General features: G+C 63.2%; 15 protein-coding genes, 1 tRNA gene and 1 pseudogene. 11 read left to right on the top strand and 6 right to left on the bottom strand.

The annotated features are described in order from the left end of the window. Positions 1-70: 70 nt before the first annotated feature. The 3 genes from tatA to tatC are packed head-to-tail and all read left to right on the top strand — an operon-like array spanning position 71 to position 1,673. A complete protein-coding gene (tatA, locus tag ACV229_RS28025) occupies positions 71-301 on the top strand; it encodes a Sec-independent protein translocase subunit TatA (RefSeq protein ID WP_448079506.1) in 231 nt (76 codons plus the stop codon). A 26-nt stretch (positions 302-327) separates the two neighbouring features. Then, positions 328-849, top strand: a complete 522-nt coding sequence (gene tatB / locus ACV229_RS28020) for a Sec-independent protein translocase protein TatB (protein WP_448086360.1) — start codon at positions 328-330, stop codon at positions 847-849. 41 nt (positions 850-890) lie between these two features. Continuing rightward, complete coding sequence (gene tatC / locus ACV229_RS28015) at positions 891-1,673, top strand: twin-arginine translocase subunit TatC (RefSeq protein ID WP_448086359.1); 783 nt, start codon at positions 891-893, stop codon at positions 1,671-1,673. Between the two features lie 60 nt (positions 1,674-1,733). Here the strand turns inward: tatC and ACV229_RS28010 are convergent, their stop codons facing one another. Then, on the bottom strand, positions 1,734-1,889 hold the full coding sequence (locus ACV229_RS28010; protein ID WP_448086358.1) for a hypothetical protein: 156 nt from the start codon (positions 1,887-1,889) through the stop codon (positions 1,734-1,736). Between the two features lie 49 nt (positions 1,890-1,938). Then, entirely contained in the window at positions 1,939-3,144 is a 1,206-nt protein-coding gene (locus ACV229_RS28005) for a Do family serine endopeptidase (RefSeq protein WP_448086357.1), read from the bottom strand. 21 nt (positions 3,145-3,165) lie between these two features. Here ACV229_RS28005 and ACV229_RS28000 point away from each other — a divergent pair, with 21 nt between their 5' ends. The 8 genes and pseudogenes from ACV229_RS28000 to ACV229_RS27965 form a co-directional block, all read left to right on the top strand. Continuing rightward, complete coding sequence (locus tag ACV229_RS28000) at positions 3,166-3,912, top strand: Nif3-like dinuclear metal center hexameric protein (RefSeq protein WP_448086356.1); 747 nt, start codon at positions 3,166-3,168, stop codon at positions 3,910-3,912. 218 nt (positions 3,913-4,130) lie between these two features. Beyond that, positions 4,131-4,751, top strand: coding sequence for a ubiquinol-cytochrome c reductase iron-sulfur subunit (petA, locus tag ACV229_RS27995; RefSeq protein WP_448086355.1), 621 nt, complete (start codon positions 4,131-4,133; stop codon positions 4,749-4,751). Next, complete coding sequence (locus tag ACV229_RS27990) at positions 4,752-6,134, top strand: cytochrome b (RefSeq protein WP_448086354.1); 1,383 nt, start codon at positions 4,752-4,754, stop codon at positions 6,132-6,134. A gap of 21 nt (positions 6,135-6,155) precedes the next feature. Then, a complete protein-coding gene (locus ACV229_RS27985; RefSeq protein WP_448086353.1) occupies positions 6,156-6,914 on the top strand; it encodes a cytochrome c1 in 759 nt (252 codons plus the stop codon). Positions 6,915-7,007: 93 nt separating this feature from the next. Beyond that, complete coding sequence (locus ACV229_RS27980; protein WP_006400565.1) at positions 7,008-7,619, top strand: glutathione S-transferase N-terminal domain-containing protein; 612 nt, start codon at positions 7,008-7,010, stop codon at positions 7,617-7,619. A gap of 71 nt (positions 7,620-7,690) precedes the next feature. Next, on the top strand, positions 7,691-8,212 hold the full coding sequence (locus ACV229_RS27975; protein ID WP_448086352.1) for a ClpXP protease specificity-enhancing factor: 522 nt from the start codon (positions 7,691-7,693) through the stop codon (positions 8,210-8,212). A 19-nt stretch (positions 8,213-8,231) separates the two neighbouring features. Then, positions 8,232-8,307: transfer RNA gene (locus ACV229_RS27970), tRNA-Thr, on the top strand. Positions 8,308-8,604: 297 nt separating this feature from the next. Further along, a pseudogene (locus ACV229_RS27965) lies at positions 8,605-8,931 on the top strand (phage portal protein); the annotation flags it as partial. Positions 8,932-9,009: 78 nt separating this feature from the next. Here the strand turns inward: ACV229_RS27965 and ACV229_RS27960 are convergent. The 4 genes from ACV229_RS27960 to ACV229_RS27945 all read right to left on the bottom strand — a co-directional run bounded on the left by ACV229_RS27960 (position 9,010) and on the right by ACV229_RS27945 (position 13,011). After that, complete coding sequence (locus tag ACV229_RS27960; protein ID WP_448086351.1) at positions 9,010-10,098, bottom strand: type VI immunity family protein; 1,089 nt, start codon at positions 10,096-10,098, stop codon at positions 9,010-9,012. Between the two features lie 532 nt (positions 10,099-10,630). After that, positions 10,631-11,749: a DUF3396 domain-containing protein gene (locus tag ACV229_RS27955; protein WP_448086350.1), complete on the bottom strand. Its 1,119-nt coding sequence runs from the start codon at positions 11,747-11,749 to the stop codon at positions 10,631-10,633. Positions 11,750-11,758: 9 nt separating this feature from the next. Continuing rightward, complete coding sequence (locus ACV229_RS27950; protein WP_448086349.1) at positions 11,759-12,487, bottom strand: VRR-NUC domain-containing protein; 729 nt, start codon at positions 12,485-12,487, stop codon at positions 11,759-11,761. Continuing rightward, positions 12,484-13,011: a PAAR domain-containing protein gene (locus ACV229_RS27945; RefSeq protein ID WP_448086348.1), complete on the bottom strand. Its 528-nt coding sequence runs from the start codon at positions 13,009-13,011 to the stop codon at positions 12,484-12,486. The genes ACV229_RS27950 and ACV229_RS27945 overlap by 4 nt, the downstream gene beginning before the upstream one ends. Between the last annotated feature and the right edge of the window lie 149 nt (positions 13,012-13,160).

Below are 13,160 nucleotides of genomic sequence, written 5' to 3'. Positions count from 1 at the left end.
GTCGATAGTCGAAGCCGGCGCAGTGCCGGCGATTTGCGCCGCGAGCGGCGAGGTTGAGGAGAGTTTCATCATGGGTGGATTGAGCATTTGGCACTGGCTGATCGTGCTGCTGATCGTCGCGCTGGTTTTCGGCACGAAGAAGCTGCGCAACATCGGCAATGACCTCGGCAGCGCCGTGAAGGGCTTCAAGGACGGCATGAAGGACAGCGAGGCGCCGTCCGATCCGCAGCAGCTGCCGCGTTCGGGCTCGGTGGACGTCAACGCGAAGGAAACGTCGCGTTCCGATTCGAACAAGGCGTGACGCCGGCACGCTGACGGGCATTCTCCATGCTGGATCTCGGTCTTTCGAAGATGGCGCTGATCGGCGTCGTCGCGCTCGTGGTGCTCGGCCCCGAGCGCCTGCCGCGTGTCGCACGCACGGCGGGTGCGCTGTTCGGCCGCGCCCAACGCTACATCAACGACGTGAAGGCCGAGGTCTCACGCGAGATCGAGCTCGACGCGCTGCGGACGATGAAGACCGATTTCGAAGCGGCTGCGCGCAATGTCGAGACCACGATTCACGACAACCTGCGCGAGCATGAGCAGGACCTGAACGCCGCGTGGAATTCGGCCGCCGGCGGCGTGACCGACGCGGCCGGTTCGACCGGCGGCGATTCGCCCGCCGCGCCGTCGTGGCGCGGCAGTTCCGTCGCGCTGACGCCGAAACGCCGCAACTGGCGGGTCAAGCAGGCGGCGACGCCTGTCTGGTACAAGCGCGCCACCACGCGCCGCACGCACGTGCAGTCCGGCGCCGCACGCGTCGCGCGCCACCAGCCGGCGAGCCTGCGCCGGCCTACGCGCTTCTTCTGAGCCGAGCGCATGCTCGCTCGTCAATCCAACCGAGGGCCGGTGTGAGCGACCCCCAGCAGAATCCGGACGAAGGCCCGGAAGAAACCTTCATCTCCCATCTCGTCGAGCTCCGCGACCGCATCATCCGCGCGGGGCTGTCCGTGATCGTCGTGTTCCTCGGGCTCGTGTACTGGGCGCCGGACATCTTCCGGCTGCTCGCGCGCCCGCTGATGGAGAACCTGCCGAAGGGCGGCAAGATGATCGTGACCGACGTCACCGGCTCGTTCTTCGTGCCGATGAAGGTGACGATGCTCGTCGCGCTCGTGATCGCGCTGCCGGTCGTGCTGTACCAGATCTGGGCGTTCGTCGCGCCCGGGCTGTACCAGCACGAGAAGCGGCTCGTCGCGCCGCTCGTCGGCAGCAGCTATGTGCTGTTCCTGTGCGGGATGGCGTTCGCGTACTTCCTGGTCTTCCCGACGATCTTCCGCGTGATGGCGCACTACAACGCGCCGCTCGGTGCGGAGATGTCGACCGATATCGACAATTACCTGAGCTTCGTGCTCGGGATGTTCATCGCGTTCGGGGTGACGTTCGAGGTGCCGATCGTCGTCGTGCTGCTCGTCCGGATGGGCGTGCTGACGGTGAAGAAGCTGAAGGAGATCCGTCCGTACGTGATCGTCGGCGCGTTCGTCGTCGCCGCGGTCGTCACGCCGCCGGACGTGTTTTCGCAGCTGATGCTCGCGCTGCCGCTCATCGTGCTGTACGAGGCCGGGATCCTCGCCGCGCGGTTCTTCGTGCCGAAGCCGGCGGAGCCCGAGCCCGAGAACGGCGAGGCCGCGAGCTGACGCGCTCGGGCAGCGTGACGGGGCCCGGTCGAGCGCCGGGCGACAAACCACTGCTAGTGATTAGACTGAGTTGCGGAAGCGGAAGCGGAAGCGGAAGCGGAAGCGGAAGCGGAAGCGGAAGCGGAAGCGGAAGCGGAAGCGGAAGCGGAAGCGGAAGCCAGCGCCGGGTGACACAACAACCCGCCGCTTCGCGACACCAGCAAAAAGGGCAGCCACGGCTGCCCTTTTTTCATGCATCGAGAACGGCGGCGCGCCGCCTGCGGCGTCATTCCGTGTCGCTGTCCTGCTCGTCGAGCGCCTGCTTCGGCGGCGGAGGGCGCTTGCCGATCACGACATTCAGGTCGAATTCCTTGCCCTTGCGCACGACGTGCACCTTGGCCGTCGCGCCCGGCTTGATCTGCGCGACGACATTGAGCAGCTTCGTCGTATCGGTGATTTCCTCGCCGTTGACCGACACGAGGATGTCGCCCGGCTTGATGCCCGCCTTGTCGGCCGGCCCGCCCTGCAGCACGCCCGCGACGATCGCGCCCGATTTCTGCTGGAGCCCGAACGATTCGGCGATTTCCGGCGTGACGTCCTGCGGCTCGACGCCGATCCAGCCGCGCGTAACCGAGCCCGTCGTGATGATGCTCTCGAGCACCGAGCGCGCGGTCGAGACCGGAATCGCGAAGCCGATCCCGAGCGAGCCGCCCGAGCGCGAATAGATCGCCGTGTTGATGCCGAGCAGGTTGCCGTTCACGTCGACGAGCGCGCCGCCGGAGTTGCCGGGGTTGATCGGCGCATCGGTCTGGATGAAGTTCTCGAACGTGTTGATGCCGAGGTGATTGCGGCCGAGCGCGCTGATGATCCCCATCGTCACCGTCTGGCCGACGCCGAACGGGTTGCCGATCGCGAGCACGACATCGCCGACGCGCGCCTGGTCGGAGCGGCCGAGCGTGATCGTCGGCAGGTCGGTCATATTGATCTTCAGCACCGCGAGATCCGTCTCCGGATCGATGCCGATCACCTTCGCGGTCGCCGTGCGGCCGTCGGCAAGCGCGACCTCGATCTGGTCGGCACCGTCGACGACGTGCTGGTTCGTTAGAATGTAACCTTCCGGGCTCACGATAACACCCGAGCCAAGGTTGGCCGCCGGCTCGTCCTGCTGCTTGCGGGTGTTGCGGTCGCCGAAGAAATAGCGGAACAGCGGGTCCTTCGCGCGCGGGTCGGGCGGCAGCGAGCCGTCCTTGCTGGAGAACACGTTGACGACGGCCGGCATCGCCTTCTGCGCGGCGTCGGCGTACGACGTGGTCGCGGGAGCGCCGCCGATGCCCGGCGCGACTTCCCGAAGCGCGACGATCGGCGTGGCGAGCTGCTTGCCGAGCTGTCCTTGCCGTTGCAGCCATTGCGGCTTGAGCGTCACGACGATGAACATCAGCGCGAGCAGCACCGTGACTGCCTGCGCGAAGAACAGCCAGAAGCGTCTAAGCATCTGAATGGACTAGAGGTTTATATGGATCGGATCGAACTCGAATTGTACTTGAACAATACCCTTGAATCCGCGCGGTTCAAGGACTATTGCCCCAACGGCCTGCAGGTCGAAGGCCGTCGCAAGATCGTAAAGATCGCGACCGGCGTGACCGCGTCGCTCGCCTTTCTCGAAGCGGCGCTCGAATGGGGGGCGGATGCCGTGCTGGTCCATCATGGCTACTTCTGGCGCAACGAGGCGCCGCAGATCACGGGTCGCAAGTACCAGCGCCTGAAGCTGCTCCTCGCGAACGACCTGAACCTGTTCGCGTTCCACCTGCCGCTCGACGCCCATCCCGAGTTCGGCAACAACGCGCAGCTCGGCGAGAAGCTCGGGCTGATCGGCGAAGCGCATTTCGGCGAAGGCGAGCTCGGCTGGATGGCGACGCTGCCGATGCCGGTGACGCTCGAGCACTTCGTCGCGAAGGTCGAGCGCACGCTCGGCCGCACGCCGCTCGTGCTCGGCGATCCGGAGCAGCAACTACGCCGCATCGGCTGGTGCACGGGCGCCGCGCAAAGCTATTTCGACGCGGCGATCGATGCCGGCGTCGACGTGTTCCTGACCGGCGAGGTGTCGGAGCCCGTCACGCACGCGGCCGTGGAGAGCGGCGTCGCGTTCGTTGCGGCGGGGCACCATGCGACCGAGCGCTACGGAATCCAGGCGCTCGGCGCCCATTTATCCGAGCAATTCGATCTCGAACACCTTTTTATCGATATCCATAACCCGGTCTGAATGGCCGATTTGCGGCGGCGCATCGCAAACATGTAATGAAGTGAACGCTTAATAGCGGTTTGAGTTAATCACTTCGGTAGTGGGGGAAAACCCTTAACTATCAAACACTTCGAAGGGATTTTCATCTCCGGGCCTTGTAAATGGCGACTCCATTCGAGCAAACTAGCGGCGGAATGGAACGTCGTGACGGAAAATCCAACTCAGAAGTGGGGCGTGTGATGCGAGACAAGGAAGACAAACGCGTCGACAGCGGCCGCCGTACCTGGCTGATTGCGACATCCGTAGCAGGTGGTGTTGGAGGCGTCGCCACCGTTGTACCGTTCGCGGCGTCGCTGGCGCCGTCCGAGAAAGCAAAGGCGGCCGGCGCGCCGGTCGAGGTCGACATCAGCGCGCTGAAGCCCGGCGAGATGATCACCGTGCCGTGGCGCGGCAAGCCGGTGTGGATCCTGAACCGCACCGATTCGATGCTCGCCGACGTGGTCAAGGCTGACAAGGAAGTCGCCGATCCGACCAGCAAGACCCCTTATTCGATGCCGTTGCCCGCGTACTGCGCGAACGAATACCGCTCGCGGGCCGATCGCAAGAACATCCTCGTCGTAATGGCCGTGTGTACGCACCTCGGCTGCACGCCTTCCCAACGTTTCACGCCGGGTCCGCAGCCGAACCTGCCGGATGACTGGCCGGGCGGCTTCCTGTGCCCGTGCCACGGTTCGACCTACGACCTCGCCGGCCGCGTCTTCAAGAACAAGCCGGCGCCGCAGAACCTCGACATCCCGCCCTACATGTTCACGTCGGCGACGACGCTCGTGATCGGCAAGGACGAGAAAGGAGAAGCGTAAATGGCGACGGAACACAACGAAGTCACGACGACAGGTCTCACCGGCTGGATCGACGCACGCTTTCCGTGGACGGTCATGCTCAAGAAGCATGTGACCGAGTACTACGCGCCGAAGAACTTCAACTTCTGGTACTTCTTCGGCTCGCTCGCGCTGCTCGTGCTCGTCAACCAGATCGTCACCGGCATCTTCCTGACGATGAACTACAAGCCCGACTCGACGCTCGCGTTCGCGTCGGTCGAGTACATCATGCGCGAAGTGCCGTGGGGCTGGCTGATCCGCTACATGCACTCGACGGGCGCGTCGATGTTCTTCGTGGTCGTCTACCTGCACATGTTCCGTGGCCTGATGTACGGGTCGTACCGCAAGCCGCGCGAGCTCGTGTGGATCTTCGGCTGCGCGATCTTCCTGTGCCTGATGGCCGAGGCGTTCTTCGGCTACCTGCTGCCGTGGGGCCAGATGTCGTTCTGGGGCGCGCAGGTGATCGTGAACCTGTTCTCGGCGATCCCGTTCGTCGGCCCGGACCTGTCGCTGTGGATCCGCGGCGACTACGTCGTGTCCGACGTCACGCTGAACCGTTTCTTCGCGTTCCACGTGATCGCGATTCCGCTCGTGCTGGTCGGCCTCGTGATCGCGCACCTCGTCGCGCTGCATGAAGTGGGGTCGAACAACCCGGACGGCATCGAGATCAAGGCGAAGAAGGACGAGAACGGCATCCCGCTCGACGGCATCCCGTTCCATCCGTACTACTCGGTGCACGATTTCCTCGGCGTGTGCGGGTTCCTGATCGTGTTCGCGGCAATCGTGTTTTACTCGCCGGAAATGGGCGGCTACTTCCTCGAGGCGAACAACTTCATCCCGGCGAACCCGCTGCAGACGCCGCCGGAAATCGCGCCGGTCTGGTACTTCACCGCGTTCTACGCGATGCTGCGCGCGACGACCGACCCGTTCAAGATCGTGCTGATGATCGTGATCGCGGTGCTCGGCGTGGTTGCGCTGGTCCGCGCGCGCGGCAAGTGGAAGATCGGGCTGCCCGTGCTGTCCGCGGCGATCGTCGTGTTCATGTACCTGACGGAATCGAAGTTCTGGGGCGTCGTCGTGATGGGCTCGGCGGTGGTGTCGCTGTTCTTCCTGCCGTGGCTCGACCGCAGCCCGGTGAAGTCGATCCGCTACCGGCCGCTGTTCCACAAGGTGTTTCTCGGGATCTTCGTCGTCGCGTTCCTGACCCTCGCGTTCCTCGGCACGCGGCCACCGTCGCCGGCCGGGACGGTGATCGCGCAGGTGTGCGCGCTGATCTACTTCGCTTTCTTCCTCGGCATGCCGGTCTGGACGCCGCTTGGCACGTTCAAGCAGCCGCCGGAACGGGTGACCTTCAAGCCCCATTAACGTGAGCGAGGAGAAAACGACATGAAGAAACTGCTTTCGACGCTCGCGCTGATCGGGGCGACCGCATGTGCGCTGTTCGCGGCGCCCGTGCCGGCCGCGGAAGGTAATTTTCCGCTCGACCGGGCGCCCGATAACACGGAAAATCTCGTTTCGCTTCAGCATGGCGCGCAATTGTTTGTAAACTATTGCCTGAACTGCCACAGCGCGAACCTGATGCGCTACAACCGTCTGACGGATCTGGGGATTTCCCAGAAGGAGATCGAGCAGAATCTCCTGTTCACGACCGACAAGGTCGGCAACACGATGTCCGTCGCGATGCGGACCGAAGACGCGCAGAACTGGCTCGGCGTCACGCCGCCCGACCTGTCGGTCGAGGCGCGCGCGCGCAGCCGCGACTGGCTGTATACGTATCTGCGGAGCTTCTACCGCGACGATACGCGGCCGACCGGGTGGAACAACGCGGTGTTCGAGAACGTCGGCATGCCCCATGTGCTCTGGCAGCTCCAGGGGCAACGCGTCGCGAAATTCGAAGAAAGGACGGACGAGGAGACGGGCGAGAAGGTGCGTACGCTCGTCGGCTTCCAGCAGGTGACCCCCGGGACGCTGTCGCCGGTGGATTATGATGCTTCGGTAGCCGACCTGGTGGCGTACATGACGTGGATGTCCGAGCCGGCCCAGCAGACCCGCAAACGCCTCGGCGTCTGGGTGCTGGTGTTTCTCGGTGTCCTGACTTTCCTGGCCTGGCGGCTCAATGCCGCGTACTGGAAAGATATCAAGTAATCACGCCTGACCGGCGTGGGGCCGGCGCTACGGGGGACCCGCAGAGGGGTTCTGCCGCGCGCTGGCCCTCGGCTTTTTTGAGGAAACGCAAATATGATGGTTCTGTATTCCGGCACAACTTGCCCGTTCTCCCAGCGTTGCCGGCTGGTGCTGTTCGAGAAGGGCATGGACTTCGAGATCCGCGACGTCGACCTGTTCAACAAGCCGGAAGACATTTCGGTGATGAACCCGTACGGCCAGGTGCCGATCCTCGTCGAGCGCGACCTGATCCTGTACGAATCGAACATCATCAACGAGTACATCGACGAGCGCTTCCCGCACCCGCAGCTGATGCCGGCGGATCCGGTGCAGCGCGCGCGTGCACGCCTGTTCCTGCTCAACTTCGAGAAGGAGCTGTTCGTCCACGTGAGCACGCTCGAGAACGAGAAGGGCAAGGCGGCCGAGAAGAACCACGAGAAGGCACGTCTCGCGATCCGCGATCGCCTGACGCAGCTCGCGCCGATCTTCGTGAAGAACAAGTACATGCTCGGCGAAGAGTTCTCGATGCTCGACGTTGCGATCGCGCCGCTGCTGTGGCGTCTGGATCACTACGGGATCGAGCTGTCGAAGAACGCGGCGCCGCTGATGAAGTATGCGGAACGGATCTTCAGCCGTCCGGCCTATATCGAAGCACTGACGCCGTCCGAAAAGGTCATGCGTCGTTGATGATGCAATAAGGGCATGACGGAACGGGACGTGCGGAGGGCCGCGCGACCCGCTCCGGTTCGAGGATTGTGATGCAAGAGATTTCAACGAAGCCTTATCTGCTGCGCGCGCTGTACGAGTGGTGCACCGATAACGGATATACGCCGCACATCGCGGTGAGAGTCGACAATTCGACGCGCGTGCCGCGTCAGTTCGTGCGTGACGGCGAGATCGTGCTCAACATCAGCTTCGAGGCGACGAGCCAGCTGCAGATGGGCAACGAGTGGATCGAGTTCACCGCGCGGTTCTCCGGCAAGGCGCACAAGCTCGAGATTCCGGTGGCCAACGTGCTCGCGATCTATGCGCGCGAGAACGGCCAGGGGATGGCGTTCCAGGTCGACGCGGTCGCGGAGGACGGTCAGGATTCGGGTGAGTTCGAGGAAGAAGCCCAGGCGGACGAGCCGCAGGGCGACGAGCGTGGCGCATCGGCGGGGCTCACGCCCGTGACCGACAGCGGCGCGAACGAGGAGCCGTCGGAAGGCGCGGAAGAACCGCCCAAGTCGGACGGCGACGGATCGAAGGGCGGAAGACCTCGCCTCAAGATCGTGAAATGAGGTAGAATCTCGCGCTTACGCCGGCTTAGCTCATCTGGTAGAGCAGTTGATTTGTAATCATCAGGTGGCGGGTTCGAGTCCTGCAGCCGGCACCATATCTGACAAGGGGTTACGCGACGTTTGCGTAGCCCCTTCGCGTTTCCAATAACCCCCTTACGTTTCCAATGCGCGTCAGCGGGACGGTTTTACCGGCCTCGTGCCGCGCACGTACCGCGCCGTCATGCATGGTCCGCTGTGTCCTGCCAGGCGCTGTCCGGCCTCCAATCCTTCGTCGATCGTCTTGTGCGTGACGCCGCGCGCGCGAAGATCGCGGAACTGAAATTTCGCCTTGTCGATGCCGGCCAGCTCGCGCGCCTTGTCGAAGCGCGAACGCAGCTTGCCCTTCGTCAGCGGGCAACTTCCGGAACCTGTTCATGTACGCGCCGAAGGGGAAGAAGGACGGCATCCAGCTCCTGCCGATCGGCGAGGTCGCGGCGAAGGATGAGTTCTGGAACCTCAAGAAGGTGACGGTCGAGGATCAGCTCGCAGCGCACAGGGTGCCGCCGCAACTGATGGGCATCATCCCGTCGAACGCGCGCGGGTTCGGCGACGTGCACAAGGCGGCCAAGGTGTTCAACTACCTAGAGGTGGAGCCGCTGAAGACGCGGCTGCGAGAGGTGAACGATTGGCTTGGCATCGAGGTCGTGCGGTTCAAAGACTATGAACCACCGGCGGGATGACGATATCGGTACGCCGGTCGGCCCTATTCATGCACAGGGCTGGCTCGGCGATTCAATCACGAGGAGTGTGGAAAGCGACTACAGGCGGTCCGGCAACGTGTATTCACCCTCGAGCGCCGGCGTCTGCAGCAACTTCGCCTTGTACTCGACAAGCTGTTCGTCGGGCACGTCGTAGCGTCGCAGCCAATCGTCGCTCTCGGCTGTCGTTGCAAAAAACGGTGATGCCGAGCCCGCCTGGCCGACCTGCAACTGCCACACCGTCGGAACGCGCACCGCTTTCACGGCTGCATTCAGGATCACGTAGTTGGCGGGCGGGACCGGCGGCCCGTCTTCATCGCCTTCTACCGATGAGCCGGATTCGGGGCGTCGGCCCGCCTGGATCACGACGCCACCATTCAGATCGTAGAGTGCGTACCAGTTTGGCGGGAGCTCGTTTCTCAGCATATTCAGTCCGCCGGCTTTGCCGAGCAGTTCCGCGTTGAGGGCGGTCAGCCAGCCGACCGTTTTGATGCCGTTACGCAGGCGCGCTGCCTGGAGCAGTGGCTCCCCGACGTCGAGGGCGATCATCTGCTTGGCCAGCTGGTATTCCGTCGGCACGTTCTCTGCGGTCTTCGCGAGACTGAGATTGACCGCGTAGCCGGCGTATCCGCTGACTGCGTTGAGCCGGCGGGCGAAATCGACGAACAATTTCTGGAACGCCGCAGGATTCTCGGCGACGTACAGCAACGAAGTAGAAAACGTCAACGTGTTCAAGCCGGCGTGCGGGCGTTCCTCTCGCCAACGCTGCTGGCCGAACACCTGAAAATGCCAAAATCCGGCGTCGGCTGCGTTGTCGCCGGATGTCACGTAGGCGGTCAGCGCAGCCTTGTCCGATTGGGTCGTGAATATGCTTGCGGGCAGGTTGCCGCCCTTGAGCTTGACCGGCTCCTTGCCGTCCTGCCAGAGCCATTTCAGCTTGTCCTTCGCGATCTCACGGTATTGCTCATAGCATTGGGCGATTGCGTTGCGAACGGCGGGATCGGCCGCGTTGCGAAAGAAAAGCGCGCCGCGTACGACGACAGCCGCTCCAACATAGTCGCGCTTGGCGGTCGGTTCGAGAGCTCCCCCAGGAATCAGCGCTTCGTGCTGGTGAGCCTTCGCGTATTCGATGAATGCCTTATCGGTCATGTCGGTTAGGGAACTGGGATGGGAACTGGGGGAGGCATGCCTCCGCCCGGATGGGAGCTGGCACCTGTTTGGTTGAGCAAAGTCCGCACCTGTTTGCCGATCGAGGAAAACGCTTCACGTAGTGCGTCGACAGTCGGACTTGATGACTCTTCCTCGTCGTCGTCGGGGCAGCCACAACTTGCAGGATCCAGTTCCGAGACCGTTGCATTTGGGCCCGCGATTTCCTGATAGTCCGCCATCTGTTCGACGTTACGTTTGTCCAAGAAGGGGTTTGGACCAAGGCGGTGCGTCCTAGTGGCTTTCGAGAGGTACCGACGGCCCTCAGGCCGGCACTTCGGGCACTTGGATCATGTGCCGAGCGAGTACAGTGGAACTACAGTTTTGGCGAGCGTGGACGGCCTTGATTGAGCTTGTGTAGCCTTGGGTTTGCGTTTTGCGAGTGGCCCAAAGCATTGATTTTAAAAAGGGGTCTGGTGCTTATATAAAACTCAGAAGGCAGTGTTTGGCGCGAGCGTCGCTCGCGCCTAGATGGCTATCCACCTTGGTTATGGAGTTTCGGCGTTTTGTGCAGCTCCACCCAGTAGGCGTTGAGCTGGTCATCCGGCACGTTGAAGCGGCGCAGCCATCCTTCGGTCGCAACGACTGTTTTGAGCAGCGGCGCAGTGCTGTCGAGGGTTCCGTCTTGCAGGGTATCGATCGTGTCCGCGATGATCGGGTGCAGAGCGCGATTCAGAATGACGTACGCGGCGGGTGGCGAGACGGGAGTTCCCGGCCCGTTGGACACACCGGACTCAGGCGCCACACCGGCCTTGATGATCAGCCCTCCGTCGCCTAGCGGTCGACGAGCGAACCAATCCGGCGGAAGTACGAGCGACGACTCTCCGCCGGCCGCGCGGATGAGATCCCCGTCGAGCGCATTCAGCCAGTCGACTGTCTTGATCTTCGTGTACAGCTTGCGGACGTTCGAGCGCATTGGATCGCCCACGTCGATGCCCGGACCGAAGCGGCGCGCGTAGAAGTACTCGCTGGCTTCGTTCGGCCGACGCCCCATCGGGGGCACGTTGACGGCAAGGCCGCCATGCCCGTGGACGGTCGGGAGGGCTTTGGCGAGGGCGTTGAACAGCGCCTCGAACACGCCTGGTCGCTGCACGAGAAATGCCCGGGGTACCGTGAAGGCCAAACCGTCGAGCCCGCGCTTGCGCGCGGCTTTCCCTTCGCTAAGCGCGAACACTGTGAATTCGTAGAATCCGGCAGCAAGCTTGTGCTCGGCACTGGTCATCGCGACGGCAAGGGTCTTATCGGCGGGGACACTCGCCGCAAGGCTTTCGAATCCGGGAGCCTTGTCGTACTGGAGGGGCTCCTCGCCCTCCGAATAGAACCAGCGCAGCGGCCCGGACTTCGACGGCGATTGGCCGGACGCGACTTCCAGGGCGTGGTGATGCTCCTCGATCGCCGCGTTGTACTGCTTGAAGCAGCGCACCAGCGCTTGCCGGACGTCGGGAGTGAAACCGTTTTGGAAGTAGAGCACGCCCCGCACTACCAGGGCAGCACCAGTGATCCCCTTTCGGTACGGAGGCTCGTATAGCCCGAAAGGCATTGTGTCCACGCGGCGCGGATCTTTTGCCCAGGCTTCGATTTCATCGTTTGTCATGGCGTCAACTTACAAAGCAGGGAGCGGAGGGGGCTGCATTGGCGGGAGCGGCGGGGCCCCCGGCGCGCTGCTGCTGCCGCCGAACAGTTCATCCAAGTCAGATTGTGGAGCGGTTTGCTTCGAGCGCGAAGTTTTCCTCTGGCCGTCGTCGTCGCCACATCCACAATCGGCTGCGCCGAGGTGGACGAACTTCGAAGGACTGCCCGCGATTTCGATGTAGTCGTCTTCCTGGTCGGGGCCGTAGCTGTCGCCAGGGAATTTCATTTCCACCACGGTCTTGATATTCGATTGCACGGGCGGCTGTGACGGATCGTTCACGATGACGACGTCAGGGCGGCGGACGTCGCCGGCCTCGTATTTCTTGCCCTTGCTGGGCCACACATTCTTGATCCACTTGCGAATCCCGGTATTAGGCTCGAGCGGATCGTCGTAGTCCATGATCGGTTCCGGCGGCTGCGTGGTCATGTCGTACGGTTGTTCCGGACGGTATTCCGTTGGAATTCCCGTCTGCATCTTCGACACTTCGTTCGGCACCCCCAAGCGCATCTCGACGCACCGCTGCCGCTGGATGGTCCCGGCTCTCGTCGCGACGCCAATCCGTCGGCACTCGCAGAACGTGTGGCACAGAACCTCGCGATCTTTCGGTGACAGCTTGGCGGCGCTTACGCCGACCTGTGTTGTCTGGCCGCCCGCGCTCATGCCCCCGGGTGACGACCCCGGGGAGTAGCCGCCGCTCATGCACCGCTCCCGGGCTGCTGAAACGACAGCGACGACGCCTGATGGCTGCTGAGCCAATCCGTGTGACCGCTCGTGTCGGTCGTGCCTTGGATCGTCTGCCCGTCCGCCGACGTTACCGTATATGGGTGGTTGGCAATCGGCTCGCGTGTCTTGTCGTCGACGAGCTGGAAGCGCCCGCGATATGCGCCGTCGTCTTGCGTGGCGGTCTGCGCGACCACGCTTTTTCCCGCGCCAACCGAACCGCCCGAGCCGGATGTCGGCTCAACTGTTGCCATACCCTGCGATGCGATCAGAGTTGCGCCGCAAGCCGTCTTGTCGCCCTCGGTCGCCACGGCCCGGCCGCCGAACGTCATGCTTCGAATCCGGACGCCGATGATCGGATAGACGCCGCTGCAGCGCGGGCACGAGACCATATCGCCTTCGAGCGCCAGCGGTTTCCCAAATACGACGTTGGTAGATGTGCACGCGAGCACACGGCCGCCGTGATCGGTCGTGTCACCTTCGCGGATGAATGCGGAGCTCATGCCGAATCCTCATAGGAAAACCAGCGAGGAATCTAGCACGCCCGGATAACCTGCTCCCCTGTTAGGACTGTCGGGAAGGCTCGTCGAAATGCTTGTGTGACGCGTTTCCAATCAGAAGCGGGTCCTTGTCAGATAAGGCTGGGAAGCCG

The organism is Burkholderia sp. MR1-5-21 (genome assembly GCF_053427715.1).
The sequence above is the reverse complement of the archived record's forward strand: the minus strand, read 5'-3'. Positions and strand labels throughout refer to the sequence as shown.

What these genes read in the sequence shown, in the direction of transcription:
- tatA (WP_448079506.1), top strand. Translation starts at nt 71, where the DNA reads ATGGGTGGATTGAGCATTTGGCACTGGCTGATCGTGCTGCTGATCGTC.
- tatB (WP_448086360.1), top strand. Translation starts at nt 328, where the DNA reads ATGCTGGATCTCGGTCTTTCGAAGATGGCGCTGATCGGCGTCGTCGCG.
- ACV229_RS28005 (WP_448086357.1), bottom strand. Translation starts at nt 3,144, where the DNA reads ATGCTTAGACGCTTCTGGCTGTTCTTCGCGCAGGCAGTCACGGTGCTG.
- ACV229_RS28000 (WP_448086356.1), top strand. Translation starts at nt 3,166, where the DNA reads ATGGATCGGATCGAACTCGAATTGTACTTGAACAATACCCTTGAATCC.
- petA (WP_448086355.1), top strand. Translation starts at nt 4,131, where the DNA reads ATGCGAGACAAGGAAGACAAACGCGTCGACAGCGGCCGCCGTACCTGG.
- ACV229_RS27990 (WP_448086354.1), top strand. Translation starts at nt 4,752, where the DNA reads ATGGCGACGGAACACAACGAAGTCACGACGACAGGTCTCACCGGCTGG.
- ACV229_RS27985 (WP_448086353.1), top strand. Translation starts at nt 6,156, where the DNA reads ATGAAGAAACTGCTTTCGACGCTCGCGCTGATCGGGGCGACCGCATGT.
- ACV229_RS27980 (WP_006400565.1), top strand. Translation starts at nt 7,008, where the DNA reads ATGATGGTTCTGTATTCCGGCACAACTTGCCCGTTCTCCCAGCGTTGC.
- ACV229_RS27975 (WP_448086352.1), top strand. Translation starts at nt 7,691, where the DNA reads ATGCAAGAGATTTCAACGAAGCCTTATCTGCTGCGCGCGCTGTACGAG.
- ACV229_RS27960 (WP_448086351.1), bottom strand. Translation starts at nt 10,098, where the DNA reads ATGACCGATAAGGCATTCATCGAATACGCGAAGGCTCACCAGCACGAA.
- ACV229_RS27955 (WP_448086350.1), bottom strand. Translation starts at nt 11,749, where the DNA reads ATGACAAACGATGAAATCGAAGCCTGGGCAAAAGATCCGCGCCGCGTG.
- ACV229_RS27950 (WP_448086349.1), bottom strand. Translation starts at nt 12,487, where the DNA reads ATGAGCGGCGGCTACTCCCCGGGGTCGTCACCCGGGGGCATGAGCGCG.
- ACV229_RS27945 (WP_448086348.1), bottom strand. Translation starts at nt 13,011, where the DNA reads ATGAGCTCCGCATTCATCCGCGAAGGTGACACGACCGATCACGGCGGC.